The organism is Jutongia sp. SJQ-6 (assembly GCF_054161275.1).
Genome location: NZ_CP195314.1, coordinates 2,842,761 through 2,863,286, shown reverse-complemented (window position 1 = coordinate 2,863,286; position 20,526 = coordinate 2,842,761). Strand labels below are relative to the sequence as shown.

The window sequence follows — 20,526 nt, the reverse complement described above, 5'->3', positions numbered from 1 at the left end:
GCAATGTCGTCAGTTTTCGTGCCTGCAATGTCGTCAGTTTTCGTGCCTGCTTTGGTACCTGTGGTATCATCTGCGATATTGATACTTTTTGGTATATCCGGAGTAAATCCATCTCTTACCGTTTTTCCTTGCACTGCGCAAGCGAAACTGTACTTTTTTCTTGTTTTTGCTCCGATAACGATATGATTTTCCAGTCGTGCTCGCACATTTTTTCCATTTTCCCTTGCCTACCTTTACATACACGATAGTTCTTGTGGCAAGTTTTCCCTTTTTCCAGCTTATTTTACAGCCATTTTTTTTCTTGATGAGACGCACTTTTGTCGGTGTTTTCGGCCGTTTTGTTTTTGATGCCATCGGTTTTACCGAAGTTGATGGTTTCGACATGCCAGCCGGACTTTTGGTCACGGCCGGACTTGCCGATGGTACAATATCTGAGCTGTGTTCTACCTCCGATACCGCAAAAAGCGTCCCGGTATCATTGCTGTAATACAATACACCATTTGACCCTGCCACAATGCTCGACATGCAATACTGTCTGGCTGTTGCCGGTTCATACAGCGTCTTCTGCACCGCAGGCGTCCCCTGTTTGGTGTCTTTGATAAAGTACACACCACCCGGCGGATTATTACAGGTATAATATACATAATTTCCATCCTCATATGCTGTACTGACAAGAGGCGTTGCCTTTACTTCACAGGCTTTTCCGGTCTTCACAGTATAGCGCATGCTATGTGTCTGCATATCCCATACGCACAAATATCCCATGCCATCAGCCATTGCGCCCACATATGCCGTGTCATCGACGATCGACATCGTACTGGTGCAATTGACTGCTTTTGCCCGCGGAAACATAGTATATGTTGTCACTTCACTGCCATCGAAACGGCAGATCTCCCCAGCATTGGATGTCGCATAGATTGCATGCTCTGCTGCCACATATTGAAGATCACTTCGTATCCTTCCTTTTTGTGTAATGGATATTTCCCGATAAACAGTGTCTTCCACAAGATCGTGTTCCACCAGGATCCCATTGTCCCCGGCAAAGTACAGCTTGTCATCCATAACAACCGATCCACCCCAGTAATAGCCGCCCGGCTGTTCCTCATTGCGGTATTTCCACTGCAATTTGCCGGTACGTGCATCCAGACAATAAAAGGTTCCCTGTGTGCTGTTTATGGATACTTCCGCTGTGCCGGCATACACATATCCGTTATATACAGTAACATACGAAAGCGACTGTCCGCCAAAGGCTTCGCTGACCCACAAGGACTGCATTGTGTTTATATCTACACACTGCATCGTTCCACCAGACAGTGGGATCCACAAAGTATTTTCCTGTCTGCACATATAGCACACCGAGTTCATTGTTGCCGCAAGTGTCATCTGACGTTTTATATTTCCGTCAAGATCAAGTTCATATAATGTGTTTCCACTCACCAAATAAATAGCATCGTCCGTAATGACCGGCGTAGAATTATATGTTAATGTCCCATCAACAGAAAAAGAACGGGTCCAAACGGTCCCGCCCTTTTTGTCATTGATCGGAGTACGCACCGACGTGATGTTCTGTGACTCAGAACGATCCGATGCAGTCACGGACGGTGCGCTCCATATAAGAGACATTATCATTACGGCGCCCATTATCTTACAAATCGTTCGTCTCATGATAACCTCATTTACTTTCTTGTACCAAGGAAAATACCTGTGCGGTATTGCAAAACAGCACAGACACTCCTCCTACAATTGTTATTTTTATTTTACTTTTACTTTAACAATCTTACTAAATTTACCGGTCTTAACCTGTTTACCAACCTTGTTGTAAGCACGTACCTTTACATAATAGGTACCTTTCTTTAACTTCAAGGTCTTCTTAGTCTTCTTAACGGTAGCGCTCTTCTTGAAGTGCTTCTTATTTTTCTTGGAAACGTATACCTGATAGCCCTTTGCACGGGATGCCTTTTTCCAAGTTAATTTTACGCTCTTCTTAGCCTTTTTGCTCTTAACAACCTTTGCTTTCAAAGACTTCACCTGAGCCGGTTTCGTCACCTTAACAACGGCAGGGCCGCCTTTTATCTGATGTACGGCAATCGTAGTAAATGGACGTACTAACAGGTTATGCTTACCATCCTCTGTCCATTTTGCCGCAGATACATAATACTCACCGAATTCCTTATTGTTAAATGTAACTGTCACTTTACCATTCGCATCTGTCTTAAGAGTCTTCACTGCATTCTGTTTTGTTGCACCTGTCACTTCTGTATTGCTGCTTGTTGTTTTCGTGATAAGTGGAGCTTTAGCAATATACACTTCAGCATCTGCTACCGGCTTGGTATATGGGATCGGATTATAATTTGCATCGTATGTTGCACCATATTCGGTCAAAGTCAATGTGACCGATCCCTTAGAATCTTTATCAAAAGATGTTGTATACTGATCGGAAGAAAATGCCGTATATGCACTCTGAATGCCTGCATAAGTAACCGGATCTGTCATATGATAATAACTTGCATAAATGTCAACCTTATCTCCAGCCTTGCAGTTGTACTGATCCATAGATACCGCACCTGCTGTCTTATTGACGGAATACATCCAAGATACTTCACTGTCTGTTCCTGCTGTGCTTGCTGCACCAATTCCATCACCATTCAGAGAAAGACCACTTACCCACAGTCCGCCGTAGCTGGATGGGCTGGCAATGATATATTTGCTCATCTGATCATTGGTAACCTTTTTCTTCGTTGCCAAATATTTTGCAAAAGCACGAAGTGGAGAATACGTTGCAGCCTGACCTGTTGCCAGACCAATACCAAAATCATTATTCTTATCGTCTTCTGTCATTGTTACAGTTACCGGAGCCAATACAGTATCTGCATCTCTCTCCATATGAAGTGTAACTGCTACTGTCTGCTGTTTCTGCTCGTCTGCCGCCTTACTTGTCTGTACATTAACGCCGGAAAGCAATAATGCTGTCGACAATAAAAGGGCGATTAATTTCTTCTGTTTCATTTGTCCCCTTCTTTCTCGCATATCGCGTACTAAATTTCTGTCAGATCCAAGGCATACCTCAGTCTCATTTTGACAGATTGTTTGCGATAGGATAACAAAGAAAATTCCTGCGAACTCATTTTCAAAGGAACAGATCTCCCTATGGATTACACTGCTCCTGTGCAAAAAACGCAGGAATTGTGATGACAAAATCGCAACTTGCAAATTATTTCGTCAAAACACTCCCTCTCCCTCCGAAAGGTCATATCTCACCCTACCGGGCAGGTCTTCCGACTTAAGGATCTCCTGTCTGCAACCCCTTCCCAGCATCATGCCAGTGGTATATTGTTGCAGCCATCCCCTAATACGGCAGCGGGGGCTGTGGCGGACTCACACCGCCTTCCCTATTAATTTTTCGCAAAAACCCGAGTAGTTACTAATATTATCTTATCTTTTCATTGATCCATGCAGTGCGACTGCATCTGCGCACCACCGATCTTTCCTAGGATAACACCCCATTCTATAGTTTGTCAACGCCATGGTGTTCTTTTGTATATCCCATATTTTATCTGTATGCGCTGCAGTTTTTCGATCACGGTATGACCAAACAGCAAAATGCAAAGAGCCGTTGTTCCGGCGTGGGTAAGATCATACGGAACGCCCGCTGCATAGACCATTAGCAATTCTTCCTTCGTGAGTGCACTGTTTTGCGGACTCATTGCATGATCCATTAACCACGCTGCAAAATTCATAATGCCACCGTATACAACAAACACTGTGATAAATGCCATAACTGCCAATCCTATCACAAAGCGCACCGAGTTATGAAAGCGTTTTCCCCGCGAATAAATAACGCCAAAACAGATCCCGAGCAATCCCCACGTCAACATCTGCCACGGGGTCCAAGGCCCCTGTCCGTCAAAAAAGTTGCACAGCAGTCTGCTTAAAGCACCAACCATAAAGCCAGCCTCCGGGCCTAAACACGTTCCCGTCAAAATGACAAATGCCGTTCCGGCATGGAGTGGGATCGTATGATTGCACAGCTCGTTGACACCGACGCAGAGTGCCGTCATAATGGCAAGCGTCACGATCTCTCTTGCCTGCGGTCTTCTGTATTCAAAGACAAAAAACATTGGCAGCAGACCGCCGACCAAGACGACAGCACTAAGCAGCATATAATGCTTTGTTACTACAGCAGTAGTCCCTGCAACAGCCAGACACGCCAGCAAGCTGAGCACTACACCGAGCAAAATCCATTGCCGCTTATTCTGCGCTTTTTCCACCTGCTTGAGGTCAAATTTTCTCCGATACGAAACATCCCGTGCCTTTCGCATCACGCATCCTCCTTTTCGTTTGCAAACAACCGCTGTACGGCAGGCGTATAAAAATAATTGTCCGCAAAAAAACTGTTGGCAGCATCCGCTCCGATCAAGTTCCCATCAAATAATAAAGCACAGTCTGTAGCATAATCTGCACAAAATTCTACATCATGCGACACGATCACGACTGTCACTCCGGTTGCCACAATTTTTTGAATATACTGCCCCAATTTCTCCTTTAAGGCAGCATCCAATCCCTTCGTCGGCTCATCCAGTAATAAGATCTCCGGTTTGGTAAGCAGTGCCTTCGCAACCGCAAGCCTCTGCATTTGACCACCACTCAAATCATAAGGATGTCTCTGCCGCACCTCACAAAGTTCCACAAAACGTAACATTTGCTCTACAGTCTCGATAACTTCTGCTTCTCTGCTACCTCTGCGGTACAAAAACTCTGTCAGTTCCTCTTCTACCGTTGTCTCCGAAAAGACTGCTTTTGGATTTTGCGGCAGATACGTACATTTCGCCTTTGTGATCACCCTGCCCCGCTGTGGCTTATATATGCCGGCCATCACTTTGAGTGCTGTGCTCTTGCCGGAGCCGTTGCTGCCCATAATGCAATAGATACTGCCCCTTGGCAGCTTCCAGTCAAAGTCACGGAGAACCGGTTTTCCCTTTTCATATCCATATGATACCTGACTTGCATGAAGGATCGTCGTTCTGTCTTCCCGTTGTATATCCTGCTTCTCGATGTCCGCGTTACCGAAATACTCCGAAACAGATATTTCCGGTGCCATTTTTGTTATTCTTTCTACAATTGTCTCCAAGCTTACTTCGGAATGTGCTTTCAAATAGTCTCGCAGCCATACTTTTCCCTCCCGCACAGTAAGCGGCAAGTCCCCGGACTCCCCACAACATAGTGCTGTTTTAGCCGCTGTTGGCAACGCTGCATAAACCGGATCATGACGTTCTTTCAGCAAATGCCCTACTCTACGTGGTGTGGTATCTGTCACTGTACCGTCCTCCATCACGAAAATGCGGTCCGCTATCGGCAAAACACCGTCTAACCGCTGTTCCGATAAAAATATGGTCACCCCAAATTCTTCATGCAGCTTGGCTAATGTATCCAAAAAACGTCCTGCTTCCATGGGATCAAGCTGTGAGGTCGGCTCATCTAACACTAACAGCTTCGGCTGTACGACCATTGCTGCCGCTAACTGCACCAACTGCTTCTGTCCACCCGACAAGGCTGCCGTACGCTTCCGAAATAGCGATTCTAACCCGAAATATTCCGCCATCTCCGCAGTCCGTCTCCGCATCTGTGGAACACTCATCCCCAGACTCTCCAATCCGAAAGCAAGTTCCTGCCATATATAATCTGTCACCATATTGTGTTCCGGATCCTGGCCGACATAGGCGATCTGCGATGCCGCGACCCGGTCATCCATCGTTTCAATATCAGCCCCCGCAAAATACATCGATCCGCTCCCAATCCCTATCGGTATTTGGCTTTTGATCATATGTTTTAACAAGGTCGTCTTACCGCTGCCGGATGCCCCGCAAAGAACAATAAATTCGCCCTTTTGCACCTGAAAAGATACCTCCTTAAGTACCTGTTCTTTACTTGTCGGATATCGAAACGACACATTTGCAAACTCCATAACTGCCATCACATCTCACCTTCTCTCGTTTTCCTTGCTTTTCGTTCATGATAAGGAACACCATAGGTCTGCTCTAAATACTGCGCCATCGCTATGTGAGCATCCGTATTCCCCTGCTTTCGCTCCTCCAAAGAACGAACCATCCACTGCCACACATCATATACAAGTGGCAGCATTGCCAGCAATCCAAAACCAGCCAGCAGCAAATACATCTGACCAAGCGGTGCATATCGGATCACCGGATAATACCGGCAGGATGCTTTCTGACGAAGAAACTGGCCGATAATAACAGCCGTAAGACCTGTAAAAACCACGAGCATGACTGCATCCCGCTTCCGAAAGTGAAACAAATGAAACGAAGATCTCCTGCCGATCCCATAGCCTCTCGTTTCCATCGCTGTCGATGTCTCTATCGAATCCTCTAACGACCACGACAAAAGCACCGAGAGCCGCCGAAGCACACTGCTCCCGGATCCCATCCCGCGTTCCCCGGCACGAATCTGATCCATTCTGCGCTCCAATAACGGCAGATATCGAAGTGTCATCGTGATCACCAGTGAAACAGCTGGGAAAAAACGCCCGATCAGATACATGATCTTCTCTGCCCCAAAGAGTTCATTCCATACATAAAACCATTGTAGTACCGCCAGCAACAGCAATGTCATCATTCCGCCAAAGAAAATGTTTTCCCGAGTCACTGCCATGTCGTTGATGTAAAACAATGGCGTTGCACCGTTATGTCGAAATAGCGGCAGGATTCCCATAGTAAACACTGCCACACCCAGTCCGGTCATTACACTTCTCTTCCACACGACGCGCCCGCACAAAAAAAGAGAATATACTAAGGAGATCACAAAGGACGTCACGATCATTACAGGATGCATTGTAGACATTGTCACAGCAAGTACTGCTGCCAAATATCCAAATATCACCCACGGATGAAATGATTCAAACGCTGACCTTTGCATTCTTCCTCCTTACTACATTCTCTTCCCTATTTCCTACTCGACCTTTCCGGTACAAGTATACAGCCATTCGATATGATCTCCAGCTTTGACTGAATAATTGGAAGCCCCATAATTAGGCAGCTTGCCATTTACCCGGTACAGCCAGCCACTCATATCGCCGGCTTCCTTTTCATATAAATATCCGATGCCCCGAATATACTCTGTCGAAAACATCGTACTATACTCTGCATCAAGCGCAATATTTTTCGCCTTGCACACCTTCTGTAAGATCGAATATACCGTATCGGATGCCGTGATATTTACCGTTGTCTTCTTAAGAAACAGACCGTTCTCCGGCATCTTGGCCTTTACTTTATCCGATAACGAATCCCAATGCTTCCGTAAACTGTCACAGCGGATCGTTATCGTACAGGTAAGTGCTGCAGGTTTTGCTGTCGCTTTCTGCGCAGCGGATGGCTTCTTCGTTGCTTTGGGTACCGACGATGACCGCTTCGTTTTGGTCGACGGCTTCCCGGTCGCTTTCCGTGCCTTCAACGGCTTTGTCGTCCTCTTTACAGACGGTTTTTGTTTCGCAGAAGGCTGTGGCGAAGCGGTGTTATCCGTCCCCGGCGTACGTTGCGGCGATTCCTTCACCGTTTTAGGCTTTGTCGTCTGTTTCCCCGGTTCTGACGTTGACGTTCTTCCCGGTGCCTCAGATGCACCGACCTCGTCCGGTGGCTCCGTCTCTGATACAGTGCCGTTGTCTGTCTGCGTCTTATCCGGCGTAGCAAACAGATCATTTGCTAACTGCTTCTGCTCTTGTTTGTACTGACCAACCGAACGGATCCGCACACCGGATAACGTGATCCCAAGCAGTACCAAGATCACAAGGCCTGTGACTATTTTCTTGATTCTGCGCTTATCGCCCTTCATTAGGACTTACTCCTCTCCCAACGTCCGGAAGCACCACACGGCAATACCAGCCCATTGCTGCTTACCGGCAATCCGATCTCCTGTGCATCCACATGACCACCAAACTTTGGTACCAGCGCAGTATTCATCATATAAGACAATACCGCCGGCTGTAATCCGGTCGTATAGGAATTGATCAGGAAAAACAACGGATCCTTACTTAACACTTTTGTACACAATTCCACAAATGGAAAAATCTTTTCTTCGATCTTCCATATCTCGCCCTTAGGCCCTCTTCCATAAGAAGGCGGATCCATAATAATTCCATCGTAATGATTGCCACGGCGGATCTCACGCTCCACAAATTTCACGCAGTCATCTACCAGCCAGCGGATCGGCTTGTCCGATAAACCGGACAGTGCTGCGTTGTCCTTAGCCCAAGCGACCATTCCTTTGGACGCATCCACATGTGTCACAGAAGCTCCTGCTGCCGCTGCTGCAAGCGTTGCTCCACCTGTATAAGCAAATAAATTTAATACCTTGATCGGTCTGTTGGCCTGACGGATCTTGTCACCAAACCAATCCCAGTTCACTGCCTGCTCCGGAAAAAGCCCCGTGTGCTTAAACTGAAATGGCTGCAAATGAAACGCAAGTTCTCCATAATGGATCTTCCATGTCTTCGGGAGATCAAAGAACTCCCATTCACCGCCGCCACGATTGCTGCGATGATAATGTCCATTCTTTTGCTTCCAACGCGGCTCTTTATGTGGCGTATTCCAAATAACCTGTGGATCCGGACGCACTAAAATATAATCACCCCAGCGCTCCAGCTTCTCTCCATTTGAAGTATCAATAACTTCATAATCTTTCCAACGGTCTGCAATCCACATATTATCCCTCCAGACTCTGTTCTGCCTGCTTCAGTGCATCCAAAATAAACTTCGTAGAACTCTCTACATAGCCTTTGCGCAGCTCTTCCACCGGCGCAAAATCAATATTGTCGGCAATGCACTTATGTCCATCAAAACAGTCTTCAATACGACGATCCGAAAGTCCAAACATTTCCATGACAGACAAAATTTTGTCGCCGTTACGCTTTCCGACAAAAAACTGCTTGTGGAATAAGATGGAGAAACAGGTTGCATGGAAAGAATTGGTGAAAATATACTCTGCTTCATCCATATAACCAAGCCACTCCTCGATACCAATATCATAAACTACTTTATGCCGTGTTCCTGCCGGAATTTTGGCATCTGCCAGATTCTCGCTAAGTTCGATCACTTCCAGATCATGCTCTTTGGCAAAATCGACCGCAAGCTCGATCAATGGGATCGCACTTTCCATAACAACATAGAGCAGTACATAGCCTTTCTTTCTCTTTGGCCGCTGAATGATCGGCTCATAAAAGCTCTTGTCATGAAGCAATACCGGATCTAACACATGCGTTGTCTCGATACCGGAAATCCGCTTAATATACTCCCCAAAACTTTTCTCGCGGATCGATATGTTTTGAAACTGTGAAATGTACTCAATAAAGGTTTTACGCTTGTCCTCTTCCAGCTCTACTACCGGACCACGGCTAGCCGCATATGCGATCTTGTATTTGCCTTTCATCGAATCGCAGGCTAAGAAAAATCCTCTGTCAAATCCGGCTTTCTTATTACATTTCCAAATAACATCTGTCGCACAGATATAACAGTCCAGTCCCAGATCGTTTGTATCGAGTGTATTCTCATTATAGCACTCGTCCGTTGTAATATAATACTTGTCGATAAAACGCTGAAATTTATCAAAACGGATCTGACGCGGAATAAACAGCTTAAGCCATTTTTTCAATGCTGCACGCTGTTTCTTTTTATTTTTCATCGGATGAGACAACTGGTAAAACAGTGGGTGTCTCGGATTATATTGTCCATAATAGTTTGGTTTATAATCAATGATCACACTGTCATATCCATGCATTTTCAAAAACTGCTGAAATGCATAAGAATGCAGCGGTGACGCAAAATTCAATACTTTTGTATGCGCATTGATCGAAATAATTCCTATCTTCATAATAGTAGTAGTCCTCCATTAACTTCTTAGGGCAAACGCCCAGTTTGAGGGTATCATATTTCACCTGTCAAGTCAATCTGCCTGTGTGAGGCGTTGTTTACAAGTAAAATAGCCATCAAGTGCCATTAATATCATCATCGGCAAAAATGTGATCACATAGCGGCTGTTACATTCCCACAATATCTGAAACAAGGCAATACCGATCATCGCGATCCTGCCGATCATCATCGGATCCTGCCTGCCCCGGTGTCCCAATGCCAATAACCCTGACAATACAATACCAAAAAACAAGATCACATAATAGGTCCATGTATAGATCAGGCAATACGAGTGTGACGTTCCATTCCATTTCATAATCTGTACCAAAGGACACTCCGGCAAATACGGCATACGGAACAAATAGTCATCCCCTGCAAAACAGCTGTCCCCCCAGGTGCGAGGCATTTTATCGAAAAAGATAAAATGTATGTAATCAGCTGCACCAAAACAGCGAAGTCTTGCAAGTATAACGCGAATATTTTCCTCCGTGCGTTCTTTTTTTGTCTCAAAGGTCGCCGTATATGCAACATCTTCCTGCATATAGCCACCATCGCTTTTTTCGTTTAATCCCATCATGATCCAGTGCGTCAATGGGTACTCCCACTCATCTTTTATTGCATCTGTAATTCCAAAACAGCCCTCTGCATATTGATCTGAATACACTCCAATGCATTGAATCACGCCACCCAACGTCAGGCTCATCATTAATAACAGTATACATTTCTGATACCAGCGCTCTTTCTGTAAAAATAATGCGATCACTATGGCTAAAAAAACAATAAACGGAATAACTTTGATATGATAGGTAACCCCTGCCACAATACCAAGTAAGATGCCTAGCCATAGTTTCCGATAAAAACGATGACTTTTATAAATACAGATTCCCAGATATAACTGTATCGTCAGTAACAACATCCCCGGCGTATCTGTATATAAAAACTGTGCGTACATATATAACGGCAGGCAGCCGGCCGCCAGCATTCCTGCGATGCACGCTCTGCGTTTTCCCCACACTTTCTTAGCTATCAGATAGATCATCCCGATCGATAGCCATACAAATATACAACTGATCACAATGGATATTTCTTGAAAATCAACAAAGTTGGCATCCGGCAGAGCAAAACGAATCCATTGAAATAACGTTACCATACAAATCAGGCAAAGTTGATTATTGGTATAACGTGCATAATATTCTTTTGCATCTAACGTCCCTTTCAACACATACTCTGATGCCGATTCCAGCACCTGCCCCCAATCCCAAGATGGTGCCACTTCACACAAAAAGGAAAACGCGATCAAAAACACCAAACACGCCCCATATACAATATACCAAAGCACCGAACACCATTCTTCTTTCAATATTCTCTTCTTTTTCGTAATGTATATAATAAACAATGCTACAAATATTGGAAGGATCCATACCATGCGAAAAGACCACGTAAACATAGACCCCATTACTACAATTAACAGGATTCCAAATAATAACACATATAAAATATTACATAGTTTCTCTACATGATGCATCGCGTTCTCCATTCTTTTATAACACTTATTAAGTTCTCTGCATTTTTATAATGATCGTGTCCTCATATAATCTGCGTATCATGTTAACATATTCATCCCTTTTTTTCAACGATACGCCTATTATGATATTTGAATGAACGCCGACGTAATCTCTATCTATATTTGACATAATATTTGCATTCTGCTACCATTATCGAAGTGTGTATTCATATTTAATCATATATTTGCGCACGCTTTCTGCGCATAACGCATAATTAATATTGCTAAGGAGATAACGATTATGAAAAAAAAGTGGCAGCAACTGTCGATTTTCCTGCTGGATCATTCATTTATTATACTGTTTATTATAACAGGGCTCGTATTTTTGGGCTTTAACCTTTTCACCCCGTACGTTGCTGATGACTATACTTATATGGGTGGCAAATCTCTGCTTGATATGCTTCACAAGGAATATATGCAATACATGAATATGAACGGACGCTCTGTCGCTCATTTTTTGGCACGCGTATTTCTCTCTCAAAACAAAATACTATTTGACGTTATAAATACAGGAATGTTTTTGTGGCTTACGTACTGCATTTATCTGCATGCTAACGGAACAAAACATACACGAGTTTCCAAAAACATTTCCGCACTGACTTACTTATTTATTCCCTGCAGCATTTGGCTTTTTGTTGATGTGATCGGACAGACATGTCTATGGCTTGTCGGTACATGCAACTATATGTGGGGGGCTGTCTGGATCATCACTTTGCTATTACCGTACAGCCTGTATTTTATTCATGGTCAAAACACATGTCAACATTGGTATCAACAGATCCCGCTTATACTATTAGCCGTTGTTGCCGGTTGGAGCAGTGAAAACACTTCCGGTGCATTGATCATGATCATGCTTGGATGGATTGTCTATGCTCTTTTTACCAAGACCAAATTAAAAGCATGGATGTTTGAAGGTCTGATCGGTACGCTGATTGGTTATGCATTATTAATCTTTTCGCCCGGTCATTCCGTTCGAATGAATGACCCGCAATATGCGATGAGTGTTGTCGATGACCGAAACCCTTTATTGATCATTGCGGAGCGATTTGCTAACGCAACAAAGTTTTTATTTACAAAACAGATCGTTCTCATCTTGTTACTTGCTTTCTTTATCATACTGCATATTTATCAAAAGAAAGCAAAAGAGCTTATTTACTCTGAGATTCTCTTCGGATTAGCTGCATTTGCCTGTGAATATGCACTGATCCTTTCTCCGGGACGTCAAACTGACCGTGTTACATTCGGTGTGACAATATTGTTGGTAATTGCATGCTCCATCGGACTTGCAGGCACGGCTTACGACCGCAAAGAGCTGCATTTTGCCCGCAGTGCCGGTATGACAGTATTGCTGCTATTTACATTCTATCAAGGTGTAAACGGTGCCTATGATGTCGTAACCAGTTATAAATCAGCCACTGACCGCGTCAATTATGTAGAAACTCAGGTTGCCAAAGGTGCGAAACAGGTTGTTGTTCCATACATCACTCCAGAACCGGCAACCAAGTACTCTGCACAATATATGTTATGCGATCTGTCAGAATTCCCGACTTTTTGGACTAATCGGGTTTTTGCGGAACATTATAAATTAGATTCGGTCAAAGCAGTGAAGCAGGAACGCTTTGATCTTATCTATAAAAATACAGAAAGACGTTTCACGAAATGCTCTGACTTTACCGAATACCTGCGGGCAATCCGTAAAAAAGGATACACTGCATTTTTGTCTGTACACGATGATGGTTCACAGTTTCTTAATCGCACAGATAAAAAAATACTCAAAAAATGCGGCATATCAAAAACACCGACATTTCGTCAGTCATTCCTTGCCGTAATTGATGATGGCAAAGCGCTATACTCAAATACCGGAACGGAAAAGCTCTCTTATAACTGCACGATTGACGCTAAACAGTTCTCATTGCTCAGTCAGGGAAAGTACAATACTATCGATGCTGACTGCAGCATTAAAATGAACAATCAGGAGCTGACTTCTCCTGCCGGCGGAATGCACGTTATCGTTTATAACAAAAAGAAACACTGTCTTGTCGACAGTGTAACCTTTACATTATGGCGCGATCGCAATTTTATCCGCTAAGCAGACGTGATCGCCATTCTATTCGCTGAGGATCATTCTTAATGATCCTCAGTTGTTTCTCTAACAATATAACGTGGTCTATGCTTAACCTCTTCATATATTTTAGCTATATAATATCCTATAATTCCAAGGCCAAACATCAATACACTTCCAATAAATAACAGCAAAATAATAACCGTTGTGAATCCCTCCAAAGAGTATCCCATAAACCATTTCACGATAGAATATATTGAAAAAATAAGAGAGAATATAAACACAACAATTCCACATCCCATAACAATCTGCATTGGTGCCGTTGAAAACGATGTGACATTATTGATGGCATAACGAAACAGGGATGCAAAGGACCACTTTGACTCTCCCTGAGCACGCTCCTGTACATTAAATTCTACACTCGTTGTCTTAAATCCCACCCAGGATGACAATGCTCTGAAAAAAACATGTCTCTCCGGCAGTGCAATAAAGGCATCTACCGCCTTGCGATCAAGCAATTTGAAATCAGAGGCTCTGGACATATCAATTCCTGTGGACTCACTCATCATGCCATAAAACATTTTAACAAATATTTTATGTATAAAGCTTTCCTTACCACGATCTGCTTTGACACCCTCAATGACCTCATATCCACGCTCCCACAGATGATACATCTCTATGATCGTCTCCGGTGGATGCTGCAGATCACAGTCCATAACGACACAGCAGTCTCCTTTCGCATATTCCAAACCGGCAAATACTGCGCCTTCTTTTCCAAAGTTCCTTGAGAAACATACTCCGCATACTTTCTCATTATTCCGGTGTGCCTTTTGAATTTCATCCCATGTCGCATCTTTTGATCCGTCATTCACAAATACGATTTCATAATCTATACTGTGTTTTTCCATGATATCTGCGACAACCGAAGCCGTATTTTGGATCAATGCACCTTCATTGTATGCCGGTATTATAATTGATAATAAACTCATCCTATACCTCTAGCCCTTTCTTAATCTGCAAACTTATGACAGTTTCAAAACCTCTATTAAGCCTCATCCTTCTTAAATACGATAAAACGCTGACCAAAATAGTTCAATACAACAAACAATCCCATACCAACAAGCATTGCCAGATTTTCCTGTATGCTTTTAGATGCACCGCTTAATACCATGCGCACCAGCGGCTTGGCAACGCCATATGCTGCCAGATAACAGATGGAAATATTGATAACAAACTTAATGATCATCGCAAATGATTTCTCATTATTCTGAAATGTAAAATACTTGTTCAGAACGTAACTCACAATACTACCAATGATGTAATTCGATGCTGATGAGATCCAATAACTTGCATGCAGTAAATTATACATCAAAAACATAACACCGGTACCAACAAGTGTATTCACTATTCCAACCAAAATAAATTTTATCGTTGTCTTGTCGATCAGTTTCATCTCAGACCTCCTAGAATCTAAAGTAAATAAACGGATTGTACGTGGAATTGACCAAATACAATACACTAACATAAAACAGCGCTAACAGTACCGCATATCCTGCTGCAGCACATGCCCATTTGCAGATGCGGTTCTTTTGTATCCGCTTGTAGACTGCTGCCTTCAGAACACGATATATCGGCATGGAAAGAATCACACCAAGTACAAGATAAACACCATACTGTACTGCATACATATACAGCAATGACATTCCCTCGCTCGTAACATTACCTGAGAACAATGCCTTAAACCAAGTCACACACTGAGATAATCCAGAATCGCAACGGAACAATACCCAGCCAAGTGTCACAACAAACATGGTATATATATGCTGGAATACACGCGGTATCTTCGCAAGCCATTTTCCAAGGAATAACTTTTCAATCGCCTGAAACACAAAATAATACATTCCCCACAAAATAAAGTTCCACTCTGCGCCATGCCATATGCCGGTAAGTGTCCATATAATGAACATGTTCACATACATCCGAGGCATCCCCTTGCGGTTACCACCGAGCGGAATATATACATAGTCACGGAACCACGTAGTTAATGAAATATGCCAGCGCCGCCAAAAGTCACCAACCGATTTTGCGATATATGGGAAGTTAAAGTTTTCCTCAAAATGAAACCCAAAGACACGTCCCAGACCGATCGCCATATCCGAATACGCCGAAAAATCAAAGTAAATCTGCAGCGTATAGGCAATTGCTCCAAGCCAGGCAAGCGGCATATCAATACTATTCATTTCAAAAATTTTATCTGCCAATGCCCCTACATTATTTGCAATAATGATCTTCTTTGCAAAACCAAGTATAAACCGTTCCAGTCCGTCTGCAACATCCTCCATATGTATCTGTCGATGTGCAATTTCATTTTCTACGGTTTTGTAGCGGACGATCGGACCTGCTACAAGCTGCGGAAACAGCGATACATACAACATAACGTAAAACGGATTTTTCTGTGCTGCAACATCACCACGATATACATCAATGACATAACTCATCGCCTGAAACGTAAAGAACGATATACCGATCGGCAATACGATTGTCGCAATTTTAATATCATTTTTGATGAAATGATTGATGTTTTCAATAAAGAAATTCGTGTATTTGTAATAACCGAGCACCCCCAGATTTACGACCACTGAAAACACGACAAACAGCTTACGTATTTTCTGTGTCTTGATCTGCGCGATCGCAATTGCAAATACATAATCCGACATAACCACTGCTAACATAAGCAGCAAATAATTAACTCCGCCCCAGCCATAAAAGATCAGACTAAATATCAATAATATATAATTACGGTATTTGGGTTCCGCCAAAAAATATAAAAATAACAACAGCGGCATAAATCCAAAAACGAACACAGCACTACTAAAAACCATACTATTCCTTTCCTGCCTTATTGCTTAATCCCAAATGTTGACGAAATGTCTCATAGGAAAAATGAGCATCTGATTGATTTGGTATATAGATCACGTAATCCGGAGATTGCCTTGCTGCTTCTTGTGCCAAAGTACCGGACTTCGTATTATAGCGATAATCGTACGATATCATCTCTCTGCAGCTTGGAATGATCATCGCTTCCAATGCATTCGTATAGGAACTTCCGCTGATCATGATCTTAGCGGCATCCTTCTGAGGTGTCGTAATATCAGTATACGCATAATCACCACCCATAAACGCACTGGCATAAGTGTCTCCTTTGCCAAAAAGCGGCGCCTTACTGTTTAGCCGTTTATATTTTAGTTTCCATTTTGGTCGAAGAGTAATCTCTTCTTTACCGGCTGACACTACATATCCAATCTTACGGTTAAAGGATCCGGCAACTACCTTTTGCTTGATTCGATAGTCTGACAATGACTTTGTCTGGGTTGCCGGGAACTGCTGTTTCACATATTTCATGACTTCATCATAAACAAGCTGCGAACCATTTGCATTTACATGATGATCTGTCTTGTAATACAGTAATCCATCTCCATCATATTTTTGAAACAGCTCATTTGCATCGATGAATATCACATCGTCCGACAATTCTTGCCGAAGTATACGAATATATCGTTGATAATCTTTCGTAGAATCCGGATAATAACTTGGCAGATACTGTTTAGCACCTACATCTTTACGTGGATAATTGATAAAAAGAAACTTTGCGCCATTTTTTGTGATCTTGGCAGCTTCTCTATTCACAACCTTAGCGATTTTCTTTACTTCGCGGTCAAATGCCGCATAGTCATTGATCACTTGCGGTTGTTCAAATAATTGATTGTCTTTTCCAATAGAAACTGAACCGGCATACTTCATATGAAGCTTATTTACTGTCAGATCATAATATTGGCGGATTTTATTCTCGCGACTGCTGAGCTGATCTGAAAACGCATTCTCAACCTCAGAAAGATATGAATCTTTCGTCATTTCCGAATAATCCAGATCCGGAAATTGAGTCAAACTCCTGCCCTCTGTCAGACTTTTCGCCTCTTTGCCTGCTATCGTCTTAAGCCCTGTGAACCCGATAAACGCCACAAAACATCCAATAAATAGTATTTTTATCCACTTCATTCGTGCGATCCTCTTTTCCTCGCTTTCTCGCTTTCTTCTATATTGATCAAACTGTTGCTGCTGCGCACTTTATGCGTCATATCTCTATTTTATCAAATAGTATAAGATGCCCTTTTTACGCTTCTTTATTCTGATCAATCGCTAAAATTGCCTCATATACTCGTTTGCAATTATCTGTATCTGTCTTGTAATAGAAGTTGTCTACTCTCTTCTTATACTCTTCCGACATTTCACAATCACGTTTGATCGCATCAATGATCGACTGCACAGTCGTCTCATAATCATAGCATACCGGACCAAAACCATCCGTTTCATAATTGAAATAGCCTTCATCGTATGTTTGTCCCTCAAAGAAGGCTTCGCGGTCAAACTGCGCATACACCAGACTTTTCTTCATATAAGCAAAATCAAATGCCACGCTTGAATAGTCTGTGATCATTAATGCATTCTCCACAAATTCTTTTTGATAGTTCAATGCACCTTCATGAATCTGAATCACATCATTGCCATGATAATCGCCAATCTGCTCCATATGATTTACATGCAGACAGAATTTACCTGTGTATCCATGTTCACGCATACAGTCAAGCAGACGTTCGTCTTGAATCAACCGATCATAAAACTTAAAGAAGGCAGAGTTCTTAAATGTATCGTTGTAAATGCGCTGCCCTGTTTTTTGATCAATAGAGTTCGCAAGCTGCTTTCTCCAGGTTGGCAGTATGATGATCTGCTTCTTTGTTTTATCAGCCACAAGATTGTCAAACCTTGGAAAACCGGTCAACTTAACTTCCTTGTCTGTATAAAAATAATTGCCATCCACAATGGATTGATACTCTGGTTTCGCTGCCGTCACAAATAGGCTGATGTTCTTGTTAAAACGGTTCACCCACCCGGACAGATCATCCTTCGTCAGTCCATGCTGTAAGAATACAAAATCAAATCGGAAGAGGTTTTTCAAGTAATCTCTCTTCACACCAAAGGCATTGATCACATACTCATCAATATGTGCAGATATGATCTTATCCGCTGACAAAAAATACATGCAATATCGAAATGAACCATGTGGCACTACCTTTCCTATCTGTTTCATGCGTTCATAATCACTGCATTTCTTGGAAATATCAAAATAAACATCAACATTTCCGGTGTCAATCCGGTTCAGGTATTGAAACAGTGCTTCCCCGTTGTCTCGTGCCAAATTGATTCGATCTGACAACAACCAAATCTTTTTATTGCTGTGGATTTTACGAAATACTCTTGTCGCATAACGATAAAAGTATTCTTTAAAATATCCTTTTTTTACCAGTTCCAAACAATATCTGCGCTCACATTTACGATAGCGTTTTCTTGTTTTTTTCTGAACATATATGGTCTTTCCCTTGGCACGCAGGATATGGCGATCGTATAAACCATACGAAGAATCCATCGCATGCGTTAATTGGCAAAACTTACCATAACCGATCATCATATAACATCTTTCACCGTTTTTGTATTCAAATACGGCACGAAGCCTTCTGACTCCGGCTAACGGTATGGATACGTGATATCCTCTAACGTCACCATAATCGCCTAACAAACCATGTCTTGTTCGAAATGGTAGTGGATAATATGTCGGATAATACTCTGTTCCATTTTGATCCTCAAACAAAATTTTATAATCATCCTCATATATCCAAAAATCTGCCTGACCGGTAATTTCCAGTACATTATCCTTAATATCTACAAAGTCTAATGTCAAAAAACGTCGTCTTGCCATATGCGTTAACCGCTGTCCATGAAAACAAACCAAACCGCCATCAAACGTTATTTCATCCCGGCAATCCTTTTGGTATTTTAATTGATAAGCAAGCAGGTAATGCAGACTTAGGCAATTTTTCTGAGTAGCGATCATATCATCGTCAATATCTTGCAAAATAACGTGAAGAAGCTCCAAATACTGTTTCTTCTCCTCCTCTGTCAACACACCTGACGGCACAACAGTACGCAGCCGCCATTTCATATCATACATAACGAGATACTGTACATATTTGATCGGCTTGCCAAATTTTTCTTTGGACATTTCAAGAAGATGTTGAAACACAAGTTTTTCTGTGTCAAAATACCATGTCTTCTGGGAAATTGTGTTTTGCATTGCGGATGTTCCGGTATTACGCATACGGTAATAATATACGCAATCTCGAATAACGCCATATTTACACTTGTCAAATAATATGGTATTGATCAAAAGACAGTCCTCTCCATAACGGATTCGAGAATCAAATTGTCGTCCTTTTAATGCCTCAGCGCGAACAAATGTTGTCGCCATACTTAGCTGTATATATTCATGATCTTTCTGAATATCCACAAGTTTGTCGTTATCAAATTTATAATCCAATACATGGTAATTATCTTTCATTTCAAAATATTTGATACGGCCGGCAACAATATCAATCTCATTTCCGTATTTTTGAAAAAAGCGATACGCACGCTTAAAAGCAGTTTTTCCCCATTTGTCATCAGAATCCAAAAAATTGATAATTTCGCCTTCTGCATATTTTAATCCGTTATTTCTAGCGGCACTGACACCTGCATTTTTCTGTTCAACATATACAATGTTATCCGGATATTCCCTCTGATATTTCTCACATATTTTACCACTATCATCCGGACTTCCATCATTGACCAAAATGATCTGAATATTTTTCTTGAATCCAATCGTCTGATGTATAACAGATTGGATCGTCTCCTCCAAGTAATTCTCCACATTATATACCGGTATAATTACCGAAAATTTAAATCGACTGTTTTCCATATCCTCTTCTTTTCACTTTCTGTCACTACTCCCGCAGTGCGCATACTCCTTCCTGCTTGTCCTAATATTAACGAACGAAACGCAGGAAAACAACCGTTTTGTTCTCCTGCATTCCCTTTCAAACCAATAGTACCTTTTA

General features: G+C 42.4%; 15 protein-coding genes and 1 riboswitch. Of the genes, 1 reads left to right on the top strand and 14 read right to left on the bottom strand.

What is annotated here, in order from left to right; all coding sequences use genetic code 11:
• Positions 1-66: 66 nt before the first annotated feature.
• From ACSAJE_RS12845 to ACSAJE_RS12805, 9 genes are all read right to left on the bottom strand, one after another.
• A complete protein-coding gene (locus tag ACSAJE_RS12845; protein ID WP_458009298.1) occupies positions 67-1,665 on the bottom strand; it encodes an outer membrane protein assembly factor BamB family protein in 1,599 nt (532 codons plus the stop codon).
• A gap of 87 nt (positions 1,666-1,752) precedes the next feature.
• Positions 1,753-3,006 (bottom strand): hypothetical protein, encoded by a 1,254-nt coding sequence (locus ACSAJE_RS12840; RefSeq protein ID WP_118691067.1) that lies wholly within the window; start codon positions 3,004-3,006, stop codon positions 1,753-1,755.
• A gap of 242 nt (positions 3,007-3,248) precedes the next feature.
• Positions 3,249-3,429, bottom strand: a riboswitch (cobalamin riboswitch).
• Between the two features lie 86 nt (positions 3,430-3,515).
• Complete coding sequence (locus ACSAJE_RS12835) at positions 3,516-4,319, bottom strand: ECF transporter S component (protein ID WP_458009297.1); 804 nt, start codon at positions 4,317-4,319, stop codon at positions 3,516-3,518.
• Complete coding sequence (locus ACSAJE_RS12830) at positions 4,319-5,971, bottom strand: ABC transporter ATP-binding protein (protein WP_458009296.1); 1,653 nt, start codon at positions 5,969-5,971, stop codon at positions 4,319-4,321. Before ACSAJE_RS12830 ends, ACSAJE_RS12835 begins: the two co-directional genes overlap by 1 nt.
• Positions 5,971-6,930 carry an energy-coupling factor transporter transmembrane component T gene (locus tag ACSAJE_RS12825; protein WP_458009295.1) on the bottom strand — a complete coding sequence of 320 codons (960 nt, stop codon included), beginning with the start codon at positions 6,928-6,930 and terminating at the stop codon, positions 5,971-5,973. Before ACSAJE_RS12825 ends, ACSAJE_RS12830 begins: the two co-directional genes overlap by 1 nt.
• A 33-nt stretch (positions 6,931-6,963) precedes the next feature.
• Positions 6,964-7,842 carry a DUF4430 domain-containing protein gene (locus ACSAJE_RS12820; RefSeq protein ID WP_118506886.1) on the bottom strand — a complete coding sequence of 293 codons (879 nt, stop codon included), beginning with the start codon at positions 7,840-7,842 and terminating at the stop codon, positions 6,964-6,966.
• Positions 7,842-8,711, bottom strand: a complete 870-nt coding sequence (locus ACSAJE_RS12815; protein ID WP_444156043.1) for a class I SAM-dependent methyltransferase — start codon at positions 8,709-8,711, stop codon at positions 7,842-7,844. Before ACSAJE_RS12815 ends, ACSAJE_RS12820 begins: the two co-directional genes overlap by 1 nt.
• A gap of 1 nt (position 8,712) precedes the next feature.
• Entirely contained in the window at positions 8,713-9,876 is a 1,164-nt protein-coding gene (locus ACSAJE_RS12810; protein ID WP_022024857.1) for a polysaccharide pyruvyl transferase family protein, read from the bottom strand.
• Positions 9,877-9,948: 72 nt separating this feature from the next.
• Positions 9,949-11,439, bottom strand: a complete 1,491-nt coding sequence (locus tag ACSAJE_RS12805; RefSeq protein ID WP_182448307.1) for a glycosyltransferase family 39 protein — start codon at positions 11,437-11,439, stop codon at positions 9,949-9,951.
• Positions 11,440-11,719: 280 nt separating this feature from the next.
• Here ACSAJE_RS12805 and ACSAJE_RS12800 point away from each other — a divergent pair, with 280 nt between their 5' ends.
• Positions 11,720-13,567, top strand: coding sequence for a DUF3329 domain-containing protein (locus tag ACSAJE_RS12800; protein WP_458009294.1), 1,848 nt, complete (start codon positions 11,720-11,722; stop codon positions 13,565-13,567).
• A gap of 38 nt (positions 13,568-13,605) precedes the next feature.
• Here ACSAJE_RS12800 and ACSAJE_RS12795 read toward each other — a convergent pair whose 3' ends face one another.
• The 5 genes from ACSAJE_RS12795 to ACSAJE_RS12775 form a co-directional block, all read right to left on the bottom strand.
• Positions 13,606-14,529, bottom strand: coding sequence for a glycosyltransferase family 2 protein (locus ACSAJE_RS12795; protein WP_118691059.1), 924 nt, complete (start codon positions 14,527-14,529; stop codon positions 13,606-13,608).
• A gap of 56 nt (positions 14,530-14,585) precedes the next feature.
• On the bottom strand, positions 14,586-14,993 hold the full coding sequence (locus tag ACSAJE_RS12790; protein WP_444156040.1) for a GtrA family protein: 408 nt from the start codon (positions 14,991-14,993) through the stop codon (positions 14,586-14,588).
• A 10-nt stretch (positions 14,994-15,003) separates the two neighbouring features.
• The gene (locus ACSAJE_RS12785; RefSeq protein ID WP_118691057.1) at positions 15,004-16,422 is read right to left on the bottom strand and encodes an MBOAT family O-acyltransferase; all 1,419 of its coding nucleotides are present in this window, start codon (positions 16,420-16,422) and stop codon (positions 15,004-15,006) included.
• Position 16,423: 1 nt separating this feature from the next.
• Entirely contained in the window at positions 16,424-17,596 is a 1,173-nt protein-coding gene (locus ACSAJE_RS12780; protein WP_458009293.1) for an alginate O-acetyltransferase AlgX-related protein, read from the bottom strand.
• A 115-nt stretch (positions 17,597-17,711) separates the two neighbouring features.
• Positions 17,712-20,387: a bifunctional glycosyltransferase/CDP-glycerol:glycerophosphate glycerophosphotransferase gene (locus ACSAJE_RS12775; protein WP_458009292.1), complete on the bottom strand. Its 2,676-nt coding sequence runs from the start codon at positions 20,385-20,387 to the stop codon at positions 17,712-17,714.
• Positions 20,388-20,526: the final 139 nt, after the last annotated feature.